At 43.2% G+C, this 18,214-nt stretch carries 13 protein-coding genes (1 of these 13 running past the window's edge); 3 read left to right on the top strand and 10 right to left on the bottom strand.

Annotated features, from left to right (window positions below):
* Window positions 1-42 precede the first annotated feature (42 nt).
* Together nhaD and ACO06Y_RS09390 are read right to left on the bottom strand one after the other, a co-directional pair.
* The gene (gene nhaD / locus ACO06Y_RS09395; RefSeq protein ID WP_422083579.1) at window positions 43-1,380 is read right to left on the bottom strand and encodes a sodium:proton antiporter NhaD; all 1,338 of its coding nucleotides are present in this window, start codon (window positions 1,378-1,380) and stop codon (window positions 43-45) included.
* A 16-nt stretch (window positions 1,381-1,396) separates the two neighbouring features.
* A complete protein-coding gene (locus ACO06Y_RS09390; RefSeq protein ID WP_422083578.1) occupies window positions 1,397-2,629 on the bottom strand; it encodes a Glu/Leu/Phe/Val dehydrogenase dimerization domain-containing protein in 1,233 nt (410 codons plus the stop codon).
* Window positions 2,630-2,910: 281 nt separating this feature from the next.
* Between ACO06Y_RS09390 and ACO06Y_RS09385 the strand changes: the two genes are divergently transcribed.
* The 3 genes from ACO06Y_RS09385 to ACO06Y_RS09375 all read left to right on the top strand — a co-directional run bounded on the left by ACO06Y_RS09385 (window position 2,911) and on the right by ACO06Y_RS09375 (window position 10,452).
* A complete protein-coding gene (locus tag ACO06Y_RS09385; RefSeq protein WP_422083577.1) occupies window positions 2,911-4,053 on the top strand; it encodes an acyl-CoA dehydrogenase family protein in 1,143 nt (380 codons plus the stop codon).
* A 415-nt stretch (window positions 4,054-4,468) separates the two neighbouring features.
* On the top strand, window positions 4,469-8,977 hold the full coding sequence (gltB, locus tag ACO06Y_RS09380; RefSeq protein ID WP_422083576.1) for a glutamate synthase large subunit: 4,509 nt from the start codon (window positions 4,469-4,471) through the stop codon (window positions 8,975-8,977).
* A gap of 8 nt (window positions 8,978-8,985) precedes the next feature.
* Complete coding sequence (locus ACO06Y_RS09375) at window positions 8,986-10,452, top strand: glutamate synthase subunit beta (RefSeq protein ID WP_422083575.1); 1,467 nt, start codon at window positions 8,986-8,988, stop codon at window positions 10,450-10,452.
* Window positions 10,453-10,538: 86 nt separating this feature from the next.
* On the opposite strand, the gene ACO06Y_RS09370 is transcribed toward ACO06Y_RS09375, so the two are convergent.
* The 8 genes from ACO06Y_RS09370 to ACO06Y_RS09335 form a co-directional block, all read right to left on the bottom strand.
* The gene (locus ACO06Y_RS09370) at window positions 10,539-11,045 is read right to left on the bottom strand and encodes a hypothetical protein (protein ID WP_422083574.1); all 507 of its coding nucleotides are present in this window, start codon (window positions 11,043-11,045) and stop codon (window positions 10,539-10,541) included.
* Window positions 11,046-11,217: 172 nt separating this feature from the next.
* Window positions 11,218-13,137, bottom strand: a complete 1,920-nt coding sequence (locus ACO06Y_RS09365) for a helix-turn-helix domain-containing protein (protein ID WP_422083573.1) — start codon at window positions 13,135-13,137, stop codon at window positions 11,218-11,220.
* Window positions 13,138-13,501: 364 nt separating this feature from the next.
* The gene (locus tag ACO06Y_RS09360) at window positions 13,502-13,639 is read right to left on the bottom strand and encodes a hypothetical protein (RefSeq protein ID WP_422083572.1); all 138 of its coding nucleotides are present in this window, start codon (window positions 13,637-13,639) and stop codon (window positions 13,502-13,504) included.
* A gap of 1 nt (window position 13,640) precedes the next feature.
* Window positions 13,641-15,116: a sodium:solute symporter family protein gene (locus ACO06Y_RS09355; protein WP_422083571.1), complete on the bottom strand. Its 1,476-nt coding sequence runs from the start codon at window positions 15,114-15,116 to the stop codon at window positions 13,641-13,643.
* Complete coding sequence (locus ACO06Y_RS09350) at window positions 15,113-15,871, bottom strand: creatininase family protein (RefSeq protein ID WP_422083570.1); 759 nt, start codon at window positions 15,869-15,871, stop codon at window positions 15,113-15,115. Before ACO06Y_RS09350 ends, ACO06Y_RS09355 begins: the two co-directional genes overlap by 4 nt.
* Before the next feature lie 4 nt (window positions 15,872-15,875).
* A complete protein-coding gene (locus ACO06Y_RS09345) occupies window positions 15,876-16,754 on the bottom strand; it encodes a RidA family protein (RefSeq protein WP_422083569.1) in 879 nt (292 codons plus the stop codon).
* A 143-nt stretch (window positions 16,755-16,897) separates the two neighbouring features.
* Window positions 16,898-18,031 carry a mandelate racemase/muconate lactonizing enzyme family protein gene (locus ACO06Y_RS09340; RefSeq protein WP_422083568.1) on the bottom strand — a complete coding sequence of 378 codons (1,134 nt, stop codon included), beginning with the start codon at window positions 18,029-18,031 and terminating at the stop codon, window positions 16,898-16,900.
* 5 nt (window positions 18,032-18,036) lie between these two features.
* On the bottom strand, window positions 18,037-18,214 hold the 3' end of the coding sequence (locus ACO06Y_RS09335) for an SDR family NAD(P)-dependent oxidoreductase (protein WP_422083567.1). The gene runs 623 nt beyond the window's last position; only the last 178 of its 801 coding nucleotides appear in the window; its start codon lies beyond the right edge, outside the window — the gene reads right to left on this strand; its stop codon occupies window positions 18,037-18,039.

Genomic DNA, 18,214 nt, shown 5'->3' with positions numbered 1-18,214 from the left:
AGTGTTTAGATTTGCCATAATAACGGCATTTTATCGATAAAATTATCCGTGAAGTACAAAATCACGCAATAAAATAAATGCGACGGCCCCGGCTAAAAATCCGGCCAGTGCCAACCATGCTATTTTCCGTAAATACCAGAAGAAATCTATTTTCTCCATACCCATGGCAACCACACCCGCTGCGGAGCCTATAATCAACATACTCCCCCCAGTTCCAGCGGAATAGGCGATGAAATGCCAAAGTGGATTGTCCAGCCCTTCGGAGAACATACCCATACTGGCCGCTACCAAAGGTACATTATCGATTACAGCCGATCCCACCCCTAACAACAATACAACGATGTCCGTATTGGGTATGGCTTGATTTAAACTTTCAGCATAATGAAACAGCATCCCTAGGGACTCCAGGGCGGCAACCGCCAACAATATTCCCAAAAAGAACAGAATACTGGGTAACTCTATTTTGGAAAGTGCCTTGTGAACCGGGCTATGATGGGCAGCCTCGTGGTGCCCTTCATCCGTGGCCGAACTGATACTGAACTTGGCATTGCTATAAATCTCGGCAAAGGTAGCGACAACGGCCAGGGAAAGCATCATACCTACATACGGGGGCAAATGGGTGATTGTTTTGAAAAAAGGCACAAAAACGATGGAACCCAACCCCAAATACAACATGGTGGGACCAAATTTTGATTTTGATGTCTCCATTTGATCTATATCCGTCTCGATATTTCCTTTAAAAGCCTTGAATCTTCCGGCAATCAGGGTGGGTACAAGCATACAAATAATGGAGGGCAAAAGCACATGAATGACCAATTGAGCGGCGGAAACCTTGTTCGCAATCCACAACATGGTAGTAGTTACGTCACCAATAGGCGACCATGCCCCTCCCGCATTTGCGTTGATGATGATTAAACCGGCGAACCAAAGGCGCGTCTCCCGATCCTTGATTACTTTTTGTAGGATAGTGACCAGCACAATCGTTGCGGTAAGATTATCGATTATAGCGGAAAGGATAAAGGCCAAAATGGAAAAGAGCCATAAAAGCTTTCGTTTACTGGTGGTCTTAATATAACCCTTTATAGTGGCAAAACCATCAAAATAATCAATGATTTCAACAATGGTCATGGCCCCTAGCAAGAAGACCAGTATTTCTGCGGTTTTCCCAAGATGATGGAGCAACATTTCGTCCAGATGACTGGGCTCCAATTCCTTGAGCTCGGCATTTACCTCGAATACAGGCATGTGCGCCAAAGCAATAATGGCCCATAAAATGGCCATCATGGCCAAGGCCGGTATTAACTTGTCAATCTTAAGGTTGTGTTCTAAGGTAATGGCCAGATAGCCTACAAGAAATACAATAATAATTATGGTCTCCATACTCGGTTGGTTTTAGTTATACTAGCTGTTTCAATGCAATTTCAAATCCCGTCCTACTCAAATTTGTTTTCGAAGGATTCTGCTTAAAGATATTCAAAATTGCCTTTCTAATGGTATTGGAGGTATCATTAAATATCAATTCATCCTCCATTCCCACTCTTTTCTCCATAAAGTAGGCAAAAACACGGGCCATACCGCAGTTGGATATAAAATCCGGAATAAGGCTTACCCTGCCATCGGTATATTCCATAATGGGTCCAAAGAAGATTTCTTTGTCCGCAAAAGGTACATTGGCTCCACAGGAAATGACTTCCAGACCGGTGTCCATCATTTTTGTTATCTGTTTTTGGGTAATTAACCTTGATGCCGCACAAGGCGCGAATATTTCGGTAGGCAATTCCCATATGCTTTCCTTCACCTCATCAAAAGGAATCATTTGGTTCGCCGGGGCCATAAGGTTATTCCCTTTCTTATTTAAAAAAAAATGCTTGATCTGGTCAAAGGTAAATCCACTTTCATTGATGATCCCCCCGGTCCGATCCAATATACCCACGATTTTTGCCCCCATTTGGGAAAGATAGAAGGCCGCTGCCCCTCCTACATTACCAAAACCCTGTACAACGGCTCGCTTTCCCATAACATTACCTCCAAAAATATCGTAATAGTGACGTACGGCTTCGGCCACACCAAAACCGGTAATCATATCCGCTACCGTATATTTTCGGGAAACATCCGGAGAATACCTATCACCTTCAATGGGTTTTATAACTCCCTGTCGCAACTGCCCTATCCTATTGATTTTATCCGCCTCAGTAGGTTTAAAATGACCATTAAAAACCCCTTCCTGCGGATGCCAAACACCGGCATCTTCAGTTATTGGGACTACTTCATGGGTTTCATCCACATTGAGGTCCCCGCCCGTACCGTAATAACTTTTAAGCAAGGGCGATACGGCATGGTACCACCTTTCCAACACCCCCTTTTTCCTTGGGTCATGGGGATTGAAGTTTATGCCCGACTTTGCACCGCCTATCGGCGGGCCGGAAATGGTAAATTTCACTTCCATGGTCTTGGCCAGGGAAAGGACTTCGTTCATATCAAGTCCCTCGCGCATGCGTGTTCCTCCCCCGGCGGCACCGCCCCTGAGCGAGTTTATGACCGTCCAACCCTCAGCCTCCGTCTCAGGATCTTTCCAGTTAAAAACGATTTCAGGTCGCTTGTTTTCATATTCCTGAAGTAATTCTTTCATTGTAATCGATTTAAAATTGTATGTGACTTAGAATACATTGGGTATGTAGTACTTTTCATTATTCTGTAGTTCCCTGGGATGGAGCTAATGTTGTCTCATACTATTTTGCTTAAATCGGTTTGAAGGATAAGTAGGGAACAAATATAGAGATTTGGCATTGCTTTTGGTAGGTTTTGCGATTCCTTATGACAAAATTTAACTATACGGAAAATAGCTGGTAAACCTGCTCTGGATTTAGTCCTGTAACCTTATCTTTGCGACAGAAAAATAAGTGAATTTTTATGGATTTTACCTTATCCGAAGAGCAATTGATGATACGGCAGGCCGCTCGGGATTTTGCCCAAAACGAACTACTTCCCGGTGTAATAGCCCGTGACGAGGAGCAAAAATTTCCAACGGCACAGATAAAAAAAATGGGGGAACTGGGATTTATGGGCATGATGGTAGATCCCCAATATGGTGGTAGCGGACTGGATACCTTATCCTATGCCATTGCCATGGAAGAATTCTCAAAAGTAGATTCGTCGGCGTCGGTTGTGGTTTCGGTCAATAATTCCTTGGTCTGTTGGGGACTGGAGACCTTTGGAAGCGAGGCCCAAAAAGAAAAATACCTAAAACGCTTGGCTACAGGTGAGATTATTGGGGCATTCTGTCTTTCCGAACCAGAGGCGGGCAGTGACGCTACCTCACAAAGGACCACGGCTCTGGACAAAGGTAATCATTACGTATTGAACGGGACCAAAAACTGGATAACCAACGGCAATACCGCGGAAGTTTATTTGGTCATCGCACAGACGAACAAGGAAAAGGGGCACAAAGGTATCAACGCGCTGATTGTGGAAAAGGGGATGGAAGGTTTTGAAATAGGCCCCAAGGAGAATAAATTGGGCATCCGGGGAAGCGATACCCATTCCCTGGTTTTCAATGATGTTATTGTACCCAAGGAAAACCGGATAGGCGAAGATGGTTTTGGCTTCAAATTTGCCATGAAAACCCTGGCCGGAGGTAGAATCGGAATCGCCGCACAGGCATTAGGTATTGCTGCGGGGGCCTATGAGATGGCATTGAAGTACTCCAAGGAACGTAAAGCGTTTGGGACGGAGATATCAAATCATCAGGCTATTGCCTTTAAATTGGCGGATATGCATACACAAATAGAGGCGGCCCGCCATTTGGTGTACAAGGCGGCCTGGGACAAAGATCAAGGGAACAACTATGACCTTTCAGGGGCAATGGCCAAACTGTACGCCTCCCAAGTGGCCATGGAAACCACGGTCGAAGCCGTTCAAATCCATGGTGGCAATGGTTTTGTAAAAGATTACCATGTGGAGCGGTTAATGCGCGATGCCAAGATTACACAGATTTATGAAGGTACTTCCGAAATTCAAAAAATCGTTATCTCAAGGGATATTTTAAGGGATTGATGAACCAACCCATCCGTACTCCGTTCGCATACCTCAACAAATAAGGGGTAGTTTTTATTTTTTGAACAATTCAAAGTGTTGCCCCTTTAAAAACATAGGGGGTATTTGTTATATATTTCCAAAACAGGGCGACTTACCCCATAAATTCTTTTTGAGACCTTTTCGGATTTCTTAAATTTATCATTCTAATAAATTAAACCGACCAAAAATTCGTTTTTGAATATTTTTAAGCATTTTATTCTAATTGTTGAATTTTATTTTGTCTTTTTTTTGATTTAATATAAATAATTCATCAATAATGCTATTTTTGAAGAAATACCATAATGTTTGAAGCACATTATTTCAAACACGTACATCTACTCAAAGGCATACCAAATTACAGAAGGCCTTTAACAAACAAACTAAATTGTACCTAATGGAATTGAAGAAGCAAGGGTTATACCTACCGGAATTTGAACATGATAACTGTGGCGCAGGTTTTATCTGTAGCCTTAAGGGGAAGAAATCCAATGACATTATTCATAAGGCCCTGGAGATACTGGATAAATTGGAGCATAGAGGTGCAGTAAGCGCGGATGGAAAAACAGGTGACGGGGCAGGTATCCTAATCGACATCCCCCATGATTTCTTTAAGGATGTTTGCAGTTTTGAGCTTCCGGAGCCAGGGGGATATGCCGTGAGCAATGTTTTTTTACCACAAAAAGAAAACCAGCGGAACTTCTGTATTTCGGTCCTTGAGGAAAATATTAAAAAACAAGGACTCAATTTGTTGGGTTGGCGCGATGTTCCGGTCAATAAGTCCGTGCCTGGTCGTATTGCCATGGAAACGGAGCCTTTTGTAAAACAAATCTTTGTCGGAAAGGAAACTACAGGACAAAGCTATTTTGACTTTAACATAAAGCTTTTCATAGCCCGTAAGGTTACCGAACATACCATAATTGAATCCAAACTTTCCGAGAGTAAATTCTTTTATATCCCGAGTCTCTCCACTAAAATCATCATTTTTAAGGGACTATTGATGCCCAAAGACATCAGTTTGTATTACAAGGACCTGATGAACCCCAAAGTGGTTACGAGATTGGCCTTGGTCCACCAAAGGTTTTCTACCAATACTTTCCCCACTTGGGATTTGGCACAACCTTTCCGCTATATGTGCCATAATGGTGAAATCAATACGCTGCGCGGTAATGTCTCAAGGATGCGTTCCAGGGAGGGCTTGCTTCATAGTGATTTGTTCGGTCCGCAAATAAAGGAAATACTCCCCATAATCCTTCCTGGAAAATCGGATTCTGCAACAATGGACATGGTGGTTGAGCTTTTGTTGATGACCGGTAGGTCATTGCCGGAGGTTATGATGATGTTGGTTCCCGAAGCTTGGGAAAAGAATTCCGAAATGTCCCAAGCCAAACGTGCCTTTTATGAATACAATTCCTGCGTTATGGAACCTTGGGACGGACCTGCTTCTATACCATTTACCGATGGAAACTATATAGGTGCGGTTTTAGACAGGAACGGATTGAGACCTTCCCGATATTCGGTGACCAAGGATGGATATGTAGTGATGTCCTCGGAAACCGGAGTCATGGAGTTGGAGCCTGAAAATATAGAATATCACGGCAGGTTGGAGCCTGGCAAAATGTTCCTGGTGAACATGGAAGAGGGAAGAATTGTGAACGATGAGGAAATAAAAGAGGAAATCGCACAAAGGCATCCCTATAAAAAATGGCTGGACAATAATTTGGTACATCTCCGGGATATTCCCTACAACGATTGCCCCTTATTCTTGGGAGAGGCAACATTGGAAAAGCGGAAATCCGCTTTTGGATATACCTTGGAGGACATCAATACCATAATCCTACCTATGGGCAAGAATGCCAAGGAACCTATCGGTTCCATGGGTTCGGATACGCCCATAGCAGTACTTTCAGAACGTCCCCAGTTGCTTTATAACTATTTTAAACAGCTTTTCGCGCAGGTTACCAATCCTCCCTTGGACGGTATTCGTGAGGAATTGATTACGGACATCAGCCTTACCTTGGGCATGGATCACAACATTTTCGACATTACGGAATACCACTGCAGAAAACTAAAAATCCAGAACCCGGTCATTTCCAAGGAGGATTTGGACAAAATAAAGAATTACGATTCCAGTCCGGATTATAAAGTGGTTTCCATACCCATTTTGTACGAGGTCCAAAAAGGTCATAATGGCCTTGAGGATGCACTGCAATCCATTTTGGATCAGGCTTCCAGGGCCATTGACGAAGGGGCCAACATCATTATTCTTTCCGATAGATATGTTAGTGCGGAAAATGCGCCAATTCCCGCCCTTCTAGCGTGTTCCTATGTGAATAGTGGACTCCAAAGGTTGGGCAAACGCTCAAAACTCAGTATGATCATTGAGTCCGCCGAGCCAAGGGAAGTACATCACTTTTGCCTTTTGTTCGGATTTGGGGCGAGTGCGATAAACCCGTATCTGGTAAATGAAATCATCAGGGAACAGATTGAAGAAAATGATATTACCGAATTCACTTTCGAAGAAGCCATTGAGAATTATAACAAGGCCATCGGCAAGGGAATCCTAAAAGTGATGAACAAAATAGGTATCTCTACCTTGAATTCGTACCGAGGCTCGCAATTGTTTGAATGTATTGGTATAAATACCAAAGTAGTTGACAAATATTTCCCCAACACACCCACTCGAATTCAGGGTATCGGGTTGTATGAGATTGAAAAGGAAATCGCAAAGCGACATAAAAAGGCATTTGGCAAAAAGGAATTGGCAGCTACTCTTGATTTGGAGATCGGTGGGGAATATCGTTGGAGAAGGGATGGGGAGAAGCATATGTTCAATCCCTTATCCATCGCCAAGCTACAAAAAGCTGTTCGTAACAACGAATCCGGCACCTATAAGGAATTCTCCGAAATGGTGAACGAACAGTCAAAAAATCTAATGACCATTAGGGGTTTATTTGAATTTTCCAATTTCGACCCTATTCCACTGGATGAAGTGGAACCATGGACCGAAATCGTTAAACGTTTCAAGACCGGGGCCATGTCCTACGGATCTATAAGCAAGGAAGCCCATGAAAACTTGGCCATAGCCATGAACCGTATAGGCGGAAAGAGCAATTCTGGCGAAGGCGGGGAAGATGCCGAACGATTTTATAGAAATGCAACGGGCGATTGGCGCAACAGTGCCATAAAACAAGTAGCTTCGGGAAGGTTTGGGGTAACTTCCAATTACCTTACAAACGCCCAGGAGATACAGATTAAAATGGCCCAGGGGGCCAAACCCGGTGAAGGTGGACAACTTCCTGGCCCAAAAGTAAATCCTGCGATAGCAAAGACGAGGAACTCCACTCCCTACGTAGGCTTGATTTCACCTCCTCCGCATCACGATATCTATTCTATTGAGGATTTGTCCCAATTGATCTTCGATTTAAAATCCGCCAATAGAAAAGCACGGGTCAACGTAAAATTGGTTTCCGAAGTCGGGGTGGGAACCGTAGCGGCCGGAGTCTCAAAGGCGAAGGCGGATGTAATATTGATTTCCGGATTCGATGGCGGCACAGGGGCCTCTCCCCTGACCTCCTTAAAACATGCCGGACTCCCTTGGGAGCTGGGAATTGCGGAAGCACAACAGACTTTGGTGCTCAATGATCTTAGGAACCGGGTCGTCCTTGAATGTGACGGGCAATTAAAAACGGGAAGGGATGTGGCCGTGGCCTGTCTTTTGGGTGCCGAGGAATTCGGATTTGCAACGGCCCCATTAGTGGCTTCCGGATGTATTATGATGCGTGTTTGCCATTTAAATACCTGTCCGGTAGGTATTGCGACCCAAAATCCGGAATTGCGCAAAAAGTTCGAGGGAAAACCTGAGCACGTAGTCAATTACATGTATTTTGTGGCCCAGGAGCTTAGGGAAATCATGGCCCAATTGGGCTTCAGGACCGTAAATGAAATGGTAGGACAAGTTCAAAAATTAGATCGAAAAAAGGCCATTGAACATTATAAGGCGGCGGGAATTGACCTTACCCCAATTTTGTACCAAGTAGATGTCCCTACGGGTACTAAATTCTACAACACCCAGAAGCAACAGCACGATGTGGACAAGTCCATTGAATTTGATATTATCGCGCAGGCGCATCCGGCCTTGTTCCGAAAGGAAAAATTGACCTTGGACTTCCCCATACACAATACGGATCGCGCGGTAGGGGCTATCATTAGCAACGAAATATCAAAAATATACGGTGCGGAAGGACTTCCGGAAAATACGTTAAAACTGAATTTTACCGGATCTGCAGGACAAAGTTTCGGAGCCTTTGCTACAAAGGGATTGACCATGGTGGTCAACGGAAATACCAATGACTATTTGGGCAAAGGGTTATCCGGTGCCAAATTGGTCATTAAAGTTCCGTACAAATCTACCTTACAACCTGAGGAAAATGTGATTACCGGTAATGTAACCTTATATGGGGCAACTTCCGGCGAAGCTTATATAAACGGAAAGGCAGGGGAACGTTTCTGTGTCAGAAACTCCGGTGCCAAAGCCGTCGTTGAGGGAATCGGCGATCACGGTTGCGAGTATATGACCGGTGGTATTGCGGTAATCCTAGGTGAAGTAGGAAGGAATTTTGGCGCGGGAATGAGCGGTGGTATCGCCTATGTTTTTGATGAAAAAAAGACATTTAGGCAAAAATGCAATACAGAAACCCTGAACCTCTTGGAGGTGGATGAGGACAATGATATAAAACAACTTAGGGAACTCATCGAGAATCATTATAATGCTACCCTTAGCCCATTGGCACAGCGCATCTTAGAGGATTGGGAGGAAAGTCTTCCTAAATTCGTCAAGGTGTTCCCTGAGGAGTATAAGCAAGCTTTGATCCGTTTGGAAAAAGAAAAATTGGAAACCATATAATTCGAGAAATGGGAAAGATAACAGGATTTTTGGAATTCGATAGAAAAGTAGAGGAGTATGCCCCTGTTGAGGAGCGCGTTAAAAACTTCAAGGAGTTTACCCTTCCTATGAAGGAAAAGGAACTCAAGGATCAAGGAGCTCGTTGTATGGACTGTGGGATTCCTTTTTGTCACAGTGGATGTCCATTGGGCAACTTGATCCCAGATTTTAATGATGCGGTGTACCGAGGTAAATGGGAAAAGGCGGCCAGCATTTTGCATGCCACCAACAACTTTCCCGAGTTCACGGGTCGGCTGTGCCCCGCACCCTGTGAAGAAGCGTGTGTGCTGGGTATCAATGAAGATCCCGTGTCCATAGAGAATATAGAAAAGAACATTGCGGAGACTGCCTTTAAAAAAGGATGGGTGGAAGCCAAACCCCCAAAAACAAGAACTGAAAAAAAGGTTGCGGTGGTTGGTTCCGGGCCAGCGGGATTGGCTGCGGCTCAGCAATTGAACCGTGCCGGACACTGGGTTACGGTATTTGAGCGGGATGAAAAACCTGGAGGCTTATTGCGCTATGGCATCCCCGACTTTAAAATGGAAAAACACATCATAGATCGAAGATTGAAGATTCTGGAGGAGGAAGGTATCGAATTCCTTTGTGGTGTCCATGTCGGAAAGGATATCGAAGCTACCCAACTGAAACAGGATTTTGATGCCATCGTTCTTTGTGGCGGCGCCACGGTCCGCAGAAATTTACCCATAAAAGGGGCCGATTTAAAAGGTGTTGTACAGGCCATGGATTTTCTCCCCCAGAACAACCGAAGGGTAGATGGCGTCAAAAAATTTGATGAGGAAATTTTGGCTACCGATAAAAACGTTATTGTTATAGGCGGTGGCGATACCGGATCGGATTGCATTGGTACTTCGTTCCGTCAGGGGGCAAAATCAGTGTCCAATTTCGAGATAATGCCCATGGCTACAACGGATAGGCCCGAGGGCCAGCCTTGGCCATTCTGGCCCATGCGACTACGTACCAGTTCCTCCCACAAAGAAGGGGCCGAACGTTTTTTCAGTATCTCCACCAAAGAATTTATTGGGGATAAAGAGGGTAATTTAAAAGGGTTGATCACTTCGGAGGTCGAGTGGATAAAACAACCTGGAAAACGCCCCATTTTGAAGGAGGTTGAGGGAACGGAAAAAGAATGGGAATGCGAATTGGCACTCTTGGCCCTAGGATTCACCGGATCTGAAATGACCATAGCCGAACAGCTGGGATTGGAGGCTGACCAAAGAACCAATATCAAGGCAACGGAAACGAATTATCAAACCAATGTACCGGGCGTCTTTGTGGCAGGTGACCAAAGAAGGGGGCAGTCGCTTATTGTTTGGGCCATTTCCGAAGGGAGACAGGCAGCACATCATGTAGATACTTATCTTATGGGAAGTTCGGAATTGCCGTTAAAAGGTGACGGGGACTTGCCCAGGGTATAATATTTAAAAAAAGGCTTTGATACTCTTTAGAATCAAAGCCTTTTTTCATCTTCTACAAAAACTGCGACGTGGCAAAAAAGCTTGTCTCAGATTTCCAACGCGTTTACTTTTATTCCAATAGTTCTATAACCATTGGACAGTTTTAGCTTGTATATACTTGTTTCAATTTTACCATTGCTGTAACTACTTCTATATGTGTTTTTAACAATTTTCCAACCACCATATTTTTTGCCTACCAACTCCCTGACCTTTTTTGAAAGAGGAACATTTTCAAATCGTTCCCAAGCGGTGATAATTTCCCCATTTTTATCATAGCTGACAGTTATGTGGCCATTTGTTGCTTTATGCACCACCACAAATGGATTGGATGCATTAGGTTCATATCCTTCAGCATTAAATACATCAAAGTTTGCGGCCTTCAATCGAAGCTCCTTAATAACACCGGAAGCTTCTTTAAGGTAAACTTTGGATAGATAAGTGAGGTTTGAAACGGCAGGAAAACCTACTCCCAAGGGTTCATTGTAATCTGCTTGGGACGAAACAATTTGAAAAGTCCCAAATACTACTACTAAGGTTAAAACGAATTTCTTCATGACATTGAATTTTAAATGTTACTGATTTTATTTGATGTCACAAAGATGTTGAAGCAAGCATGGCAACACCTAACAGCTATGTTTCGAAGTGTTTAAAACAAAACTGAATTCAATTAGAAAAAAAATTAAAGCATTCCAATTATGTTGCATATCGCCTAAAAACGAGCTTAATTCATGGAATGGGAACCGGAAATTGCATTTTGTAGTAAAGTTCAATATATCTGGAATCATCGCGATAAGGTGCCAGTAAAGGCTCGGCCCGTAGCCAAATCATCTCTACTTCATGTCGGTCAAATGATTTTTCAAGCCATCGAAATCCTTTATCAGGTTCATTGGAATGAAAATGATAGAGGGCCATAAACCATCCCGGACTTCCAGATTCCTGATTATCGAACTTGTCTCTTAAAATCGCATATTTTTTGTTGGCCTTTCCTAAATCTCCATCTATGTTTGCATGAATTGCCTGTAACCAAATTACGATGGGTGGAAAATTCTTGGACATTCCCACTAATTTATCCAGTTGTTCTTTTGATTTACTGTAATTCCCTAAATAGTAGTGCCATTTGGCGGATTCTCTAACATAAAACCCATCATCAAAGAGTACATCATGTTTTTTCAGTAAGGCCTCACATAAATCTTTTCTGCCCATTAAAAAAAGAACTTCTGCCTTTTTGCCGTAGGAAACTCCAATGGGATTATCCAGAATCAATGTATTGATGTGTTTCAACGCTTTTTCATATTCCCCTATCTTTATTCTAAAATCATACATCAAATCCTTGTCGGATTCAGGTAATCGGGATAATCTGTCGAAATCCCACTCGTAAAAAAAGTAAACATTCAATAGTTTTTCCCGTACCAGTTCATTTGAAGGATCCAGCAACTCCGCTTTTTTAAGCAATTCTTTGGCTTTTTTCCAAGATTGTTCCTCGCTTTCCATAGCCATTATCAAGCCTTGGAAAATGTAGACTTCAGCCAATGCGCCATAGGGGTCAACAAATGCCGAGTCCAAAGCGATCGCCTTTTTGTATAGAGGAATAGCTTTTTTAAACGCTTCATTTTGATATTGGTAACGTTGGTATTCCGCCAATAGGAAATAATTGTAAGCTTCATGATTGTCCGTTGGAATCCGGGTAAGCATTTTGGATTCTTTTTCAGTGATTACCACATTCAGGGCATTCAACACATTCTTGGTAACTTCTTCTTGTAGGGTAAAAATCTCGCTACTTTTCCATTTACTTGAGTATTCGTTAGACCATACCTGTTCACTACTTTGACCTTCGATAAGTTGTAAAGATATTTTTACCTGATTCCCGGATAGTTGAAAACTTCCCTGCAAAATGTGACTAACGTTTTGTTCTTTTGCTACCTCCTTTATTTTTTTTCCAGTTTCCTTGTAAGTCAACATAGTCGTAAAAGGGACCACCTTGGCCAGTGAACTAACATTGGCAATTTTCGATATTAAGGCGTCGGTCAGACCGTCACTGACATATTCCAGACCAGAATCCCCACTCCAGTTTTTTAAGGGAAGTACCGCAATGGATTTTTCGATTTTAGAAGCGGTGTTTTTTGCTGTTCCGTGTTGGAAATCGTTGTTGATCGTATCATTTGTAATGTTAAACCTATATAATCCATAAAGAGCAGCTATCAGTACCAGTAAACTCACCGAAAATATGATGGCCTTCCTGTTTGGATTGGGTTTAAAATCTCCATGTTCGGCATTGTCCAAACCCATATCATCTTGGATCTTGGCCCTCATTCTCGCCTCACCGGGAGGAAAACCAAAAAAATCCTTGAAACAAGTATTGAAATAGGTTGGGCTAGAGAATCCAACCTCATATGCCACCTCGGAAGCAGTAATAGTGTCATCGTTGTTCAATAACTCCAATGACTTCTCCAAACGAACCTCTTTGATGAACTGACTTATGGACTTGCCTTCACTCTTCTTTAGCTTCTTGTGCAACTGTGAACGGCTTAATCCATACGTACTTGCCAGCTCTTCTACACTAAACTGCTCATTTTTTAAGTTATCAAGAACTATTTCCCGTAATTTGAAAAGAAATGACTGCTGGGTATTTCCCTCGCTGCTTTCCATATAAAGCTGGTTTTCACTTAGGTTCTATGGAGGTACTCCCTAAAAATAGCTAAAATTCCGTTAAACCCATCTGCCAAAATCAATCATCTATTCACTTATTCGAAACGGATTCGTTCAAAAAATCAAAAGACTAGAATAGCCGAGGGCATAAATGCACCATGAATCCAAAAGATAGTACAAAACATCAACTAAACCGTTCTTATAGATCGAAAATGCTCAGGTACGAGCGCGCCATGAAATCGCCAAAATGATATTGGGATATTGAGTTTTAGGTTAGTATGACGCAGCACAACAATAACTTAGCAAATCAAGTAAACTGGCCAACTTTTTGAAATCGAGATATGTGGTAGAAATAAAAGTATCCTTATTTTTCCATTTCCCGTTTCCATTTACCCAACATCTTTTTGATGTCGGTTCCCCCACGCAAGGCTACGACAATGGTAACCACCAGGTACCAGACCAGTACCAAGAAACAGAGTATCGTCCAAAACCAATGTTCCATATCAGTTTGTTTTTTGGGTTGATGGCTTAAGTAAAGAACCGATAATCATGGCAAAAGCGGCTGCAAAATAGGTGACAGCCCCAAATTTATAGGGTCCAACCTTCAATATCCATTCCTGTGTAAGGGATATTTCCTGTAATATCAAATAACTTATGGGAATAGCACAACCAATGGCTATCGCAGCTATGGCCCCCCAATTGTTTGCTGGTTTCCAATAGCAAGCGGCTATCAATAGGACACTCATGCTTGAAAGATAAATGGTTCCGGTGACCTGAAGGTATACCCAAAGATCTCCTTTTAGAGGGTACCACAATCCGTAGAGCAATAAAAAAATCCCGATAAGGGCGATTAGGATACGGTTCCAACGAAGTCCTTTCGCATTCGACCACAGTCCCTTGTGAATCGGTTTCATGATATCATTGTAAATGACCGAACTCCAGGCAATCATATAGGAAGAATTTGTTGACATATCCGCGGCCAACATAGCCGCTACCACAATTCCGATCAATCCTACGGGTAAAAGTTGGGCGAACATAGTGGGCATGGCCAAAATCGCCTCGTTATCGGTAAATTTATCCGGACCAAAATAATGCAGGGCCGCTATACCCAATATGGCGGGAATCGCAAAACGAACCAGCATAAACGGTGATGTACCCACAAAGATATGTTTGGCCGTTTTGGTATCCTTTGCCGATAACACCCTTGAAATAATGGTCTGCCAGGTCAGAATCGAAGCGAAAGCCAATAGAACATCGAGAAGGATACGATCCAGGCCATAGGTATCATCCTCAAATGGATTGTAGGCCACCGGACCCCTAATCCGATCTAAGCTGGAGAGCATATCAATCCATCCAAACTGATAGACCACCAAAAATACCACAGCAATGAGACCAATGCTCATTACTACAAATTGTATGTAATCGGTTATAAAAACCGAAATCATGCCGCCCAGAATTGTATATGCGGCCACCCCCAATAGAATAAGAGTCATCACAATTTCCAGATAGGCCATATCAAAACCGCATACCGCCGTCAAAAAGTTCCCGGCCTGCCGCAGAAAAACACCCATATTCAGCAACCCTCCCAAAACAATGACCACCCCACTGGCCCAACGTACCCGTGGACCAAATTTATCCTCAAAAAGCTCAGGAAGGGTAATTACCTGTTTATCCCGTAATGGCTTAACACAAAACCCAGTATATCCCACAACGAACATGGCCAAGGCCAAGGCTATCCCAGGGGTAATACCGGCAAAACCATATTTGAAGCCCAGTTCCGCGTTGGCCATACAAGTGGCGATACCAAATTCGGTTGCCGCCAGGGAAGCAATACCTAAATAGAGATCCACGCTTCGCCCCGCTACCAAAAAGTCATTTACATTCCTTACATAGCGACGTACCCAAAGCCCCGAGGCAATTGTGCCTATAAGGTACAGCACAACAATTCCCCCATCGATACCAAAGTCGAAGTTGGTCATCTCGCGTCCTTTAAATCAAGGACAATCCGTTGTAGGTTTTCCAATACCAATTTCTTGATTTCCAATCCTTTGGCCTTAGAGGCGTAGGTTGGATCACCATATACCCCATTGGAAGTCATTTTCTTAATAGAGCGATAGAGTGCCACTTTTGGAGGATGTAACATATCCCCTTCGGCCCATTGAAAGGTTTTGGAATGTTTTCCCTTTTCATAGGCGTCCTTTCGTACCAAATGCGGTGCTATCAGTAACATCAGGGAAGTCTCGAACTCGCCGGCATGACCGGTACTCATGGCTCCACCTTCGTTTAACGATCCCAATTCAGCGCCTCCTAATTTCCACCATGTGGCCATTACTATTTGTACACCCGGATTGGCATTGCCCAACTTTTCCACCAAAACCTGATTTACCGCCTGATTTCCGCCATGACTATTCAGAAGTACGATATTGGTAAATCCATGGTGTATCACAGATCGTACCATGTCTTCAACCTGATTCATAAAGGTGCCATGACTTAAGGTCAACGATCCCAAAAAATCCATATGGTGATCGGAACAACCAACGGACATAACGGGTAAAATCAGTATGTCATCAGGTATTTTTTCATGCAACGAACGGGCAAAATGTTCACCTATTAATCGGTCCGTGGCCAAAGGTAAATGCGGACCATGTTGTTCGGTTGCCGATGTAACGAGAAGAACCGGAATGCTCCTATCGATTCTTTCAAAATCCAAAGTGGTCAATTCGTCCCAGATCATAGTACTATTTTTTTACCGCCCACATTTCTACTTCTACCCGTAAGGTCATCAACAAACCTGACTCCACCGCCGTACGTACCGGTTTTGGCTCTGTAAAGTAGTTCTTGTACACAGTGTTGAAACGAGGCCATTCCTTTAAATCCTTGATATAAACATTAACTTTAAAGACATCTTGAAACGTGCAACCGGCCGTTGCCAACTGCAGCGCACAATTGTCCAAGGTATAGGCGGTCTGTTCCTCAATGGTTTCCCCGATTACGTTGCCTTCCCTATCGATTGAAGCTTGACCCGAAATAACGACCAATTTCCCCGGATTCACTTCCAATACTGGTGCATAGGGCCCGGCAGTTTTATGCTGACTCGCATTTTTTGGCAAAAATTTACCGATATCCTTGGCCGTATCCGCAGATTTTGGAATCAAGGGCATATACCCGGTAAAACCCACTATTTTCCATTCATTCCCTACTTTCTTACAGCGATATAGGGTTTGCCAATCCGTCTCGATTTCGCCACCATCCTTTTTCTGCATCGGCCCAAAAAACTTCTTGTGCAAAAGCGCAAAATTACCTTGTATCTCAATATCCTGTAGGATGGTTACCCGATGAAAGGCATCTTCCTTATCTTCTACCAAATCCATTTTGGCAAATTCCTCCGCTTGGGACAGCCATTCCGTTTTGTAGGACTCCAAGCTAGGGTATTTTAGTGCCCATTTGTCTACATTATCCTGTTTTCCAGCATCGATGCCCATGAACCCTTCCGCTATAAAATCATCTTGTACCATAGACCAATCTTGGGAAACGAAAGCCTTGATATCCCTATTTACCAACATTTCCCAGAGATATCTCCGATCCAGATCGCTTGCGGGAAAAGGATTCTTTTTCATTTGTTTAAAATTTTTAAATGCTTGTAAATAAGCTTTATAAAAATTTAAGAACCCATGCAACCACTCGTTGCACTTGTTCTCTCATAAATTTATTTTAATCACTCCACTGGGCTTAGTTATTGATTAAAAAATTCATGTTCGTTTCATGCCTTGTATTCTTTTGTACTTACTTGATAATCAGTTATGGCATCCATATCCGGTTCCACTCCTAATCCCTTGTCATCTGGAAGATATGCAAATGGAGGTTCCATTTTCAAGGGTGCCTTAAGCAAATCGTGTTCCCTGATCAACCGACCGAATATATCACTGGGCCAAATGCATGATTCCGCCGCGGCCGCGGAATGAACGTACGTAGTCTCCAGAATTCCCAAATCTACTTCCGACCCATGCCAGCAAGGAAGTTCGGCGGCTGAAGCAATATGATCCAACCGTTGAAAGTTGGCTAATCCACAATTGAAATTAAACCCATCCACCGCTTGTTGTTGGATAGCCTGTATACTGTCCTTTATTCGTTGTCCATGCAGTATATAAGGCAAAGACACATGTAAAACAATTGGTATGGAACTATATGCCCGTAATTTTGAGTACTCGGATAATTGCCATCTTGGAATGGGATCTTCAAGACAGAGCACATTGCCAACTTCCTTTAGACCATCCAGGCGCTTTCTGACTTCATAAGCATGTTCCCAACGCTCATTGGGGTCAAGAATTACCTGCATCCCCGGAGCCGCCTCTGCTATTTTCCTACACCAACCCACCACGTCATCCTCCAGATCCGTTTTGAATTTTAGACAATCGTACCCTTGTTTCTGAAAATTGGAAGCCAACTCGCCAATATCATCCAAATTCCTATGGCTGGACCATGCCCCTATTTTAACCTTATCCCTAATCGCACCTCCCAAGAGATCTACGACCCTTACATCCTTTAATCTCGCATAGGCATCCCAAAGGGCACACTCAAATCCGTCGTACTCCCTGCAGAAAACAAAAGGTAATTTTTGAAGTACCAGATTTTCAATGTCCATTCCAATGAGAATATCACAGATATTATGGACCATGTTCCAATCATGACCTCTGTACAGCTCACCCCAGCCTACAGTACCATTACTTAGCTCCACTTGTACCAGTAATTTGGATATTGCATCGAATTGTACGCTCCATCCAGCTTTGGCACCAACGGGAAGTTTATGCAAAGGTTTGTCGATACCTTTACTGGCAATGGTTCCAGGATGCGTGGGTACTTTTACTTCGTATAGATTGATGTGGGTAATTCGCATAGTCATTAGGTTTTGGGAATAAAACTATTGGCGTACAACAAATTGGTAAAACCGGCATCCACGGTAAGCGTTTGCCCAGTTATTGAATTGGCCATATGGGATAACAAAAAAACCACCGCATTACCACAATCGCGGGCAGTTATCATATGTCTTAGGCTTTGATAGTCATTTTTTTGACCCTCT

Source organism: Ulvibacterium sp. (assembly GCF_965228935.1).
GTDB lineage: Bacteria > Bacteroidota > Bacteroidia > Flavobacteriales > Flavobacteriaceae > Ulvibacterium.
Note: the sequence above shows the minus strand (reverse complement) of the source record. Positions and strands in the feature narration are given on the sequence as shown.

What these genes read in the sequence shown, in the direction of transcription:
- ACO06Y_RS09375 (WP_422083575.1), top strand. Translation starts at nt 8,986, where the DNA reads ATGGGAAAGATAACAGGATTTTTGGAATTCGATAGAAAAGTAGAGGAG.
- ACO06Y_RS09370 (WP_422083574.1), bottom strand. Translation starts at nt 11,045, where the DNA reads ATGAAGAAATTCGTTTTAACCTTAGTAGTAGTATTTGGGACTTTTCAA.
- gltB (WP_422083576.1), top strand. Translation starts at nt 4,469, where the DNA reads ATGGAATTGAAGAAGCAAGGGTTATACCTACCGGAATTTGAACATGAT.
- nhaD (WP_422083579.1), bottom strand. Translation starts at nt 1,380, where the DNA reads ATGGAGACCATAATTATTATTGTATTTCTTGTAGGCTATCTGGCCATT.
- ACO06Y_RS09350 (WP_422083570.1), bottom strand. Translation starts at nt 15,871, where the DNA reads ATGATCTGGGACGAATTGACCACTTTGGATTTTGAAAGAATCGATAGG.
- ACO06Y_RS09355 (WP_422083571.1), bottom strand. Translation starts at nt 15,116, where the DNA reads ATGACCAACTTCGACTTTGGTATCGATGGGGGAATTGTTGTGCTGTAC.
- ACO06Y_RS09390 (WP_422083578.1), bottom strand. Translation starts at nt 2,629, where the DNA reads ATGAAAGAATTACTTCAGGAATATGAAAACAAGCGACCTGAAATCGTT.
- ACO06Y_RS09365 (WP_422083573.1), bottom strand. Translation starts at nt 13,137, where the DNA reads ATGGAAAGCAGCGAGGGAAATACCCAGCAGTCATTTCTTTTCAAATTA.
- ACO06Y_RS09340 (WP_422083568.1), bottom strand. Translation starts at nt 18,031, where the DNA reads ATGCGAATTACCCACATCAATCTATACGAAGTAAAAGTACCCACGCAT.
- ACO06Y_RS09360 (WP_422083572.1), bottom strand. Translation starts at nt 13,639, where the DNA reads ATGGAACATTGGTTTTGGACGATACTCTGTTTCTTGGTACTGGTCTGG.
- ACO06Y_RS09385 (WP_422083577.1), top strand. Translation starts at nt 2,911, where the DNA reads ATGGATTTTACCTTATCCGAAGAGCAATTGATGATACGGCAGGCCGCT.
- ACO06Y_RS09345 (WP_422083569.1), bottom strand. Translation starts at nt 16,754, where the DNA reads ATGAAAAAGAATCCTTTTCCCGCAAGCGATCTGGATCGGAGATATCTC.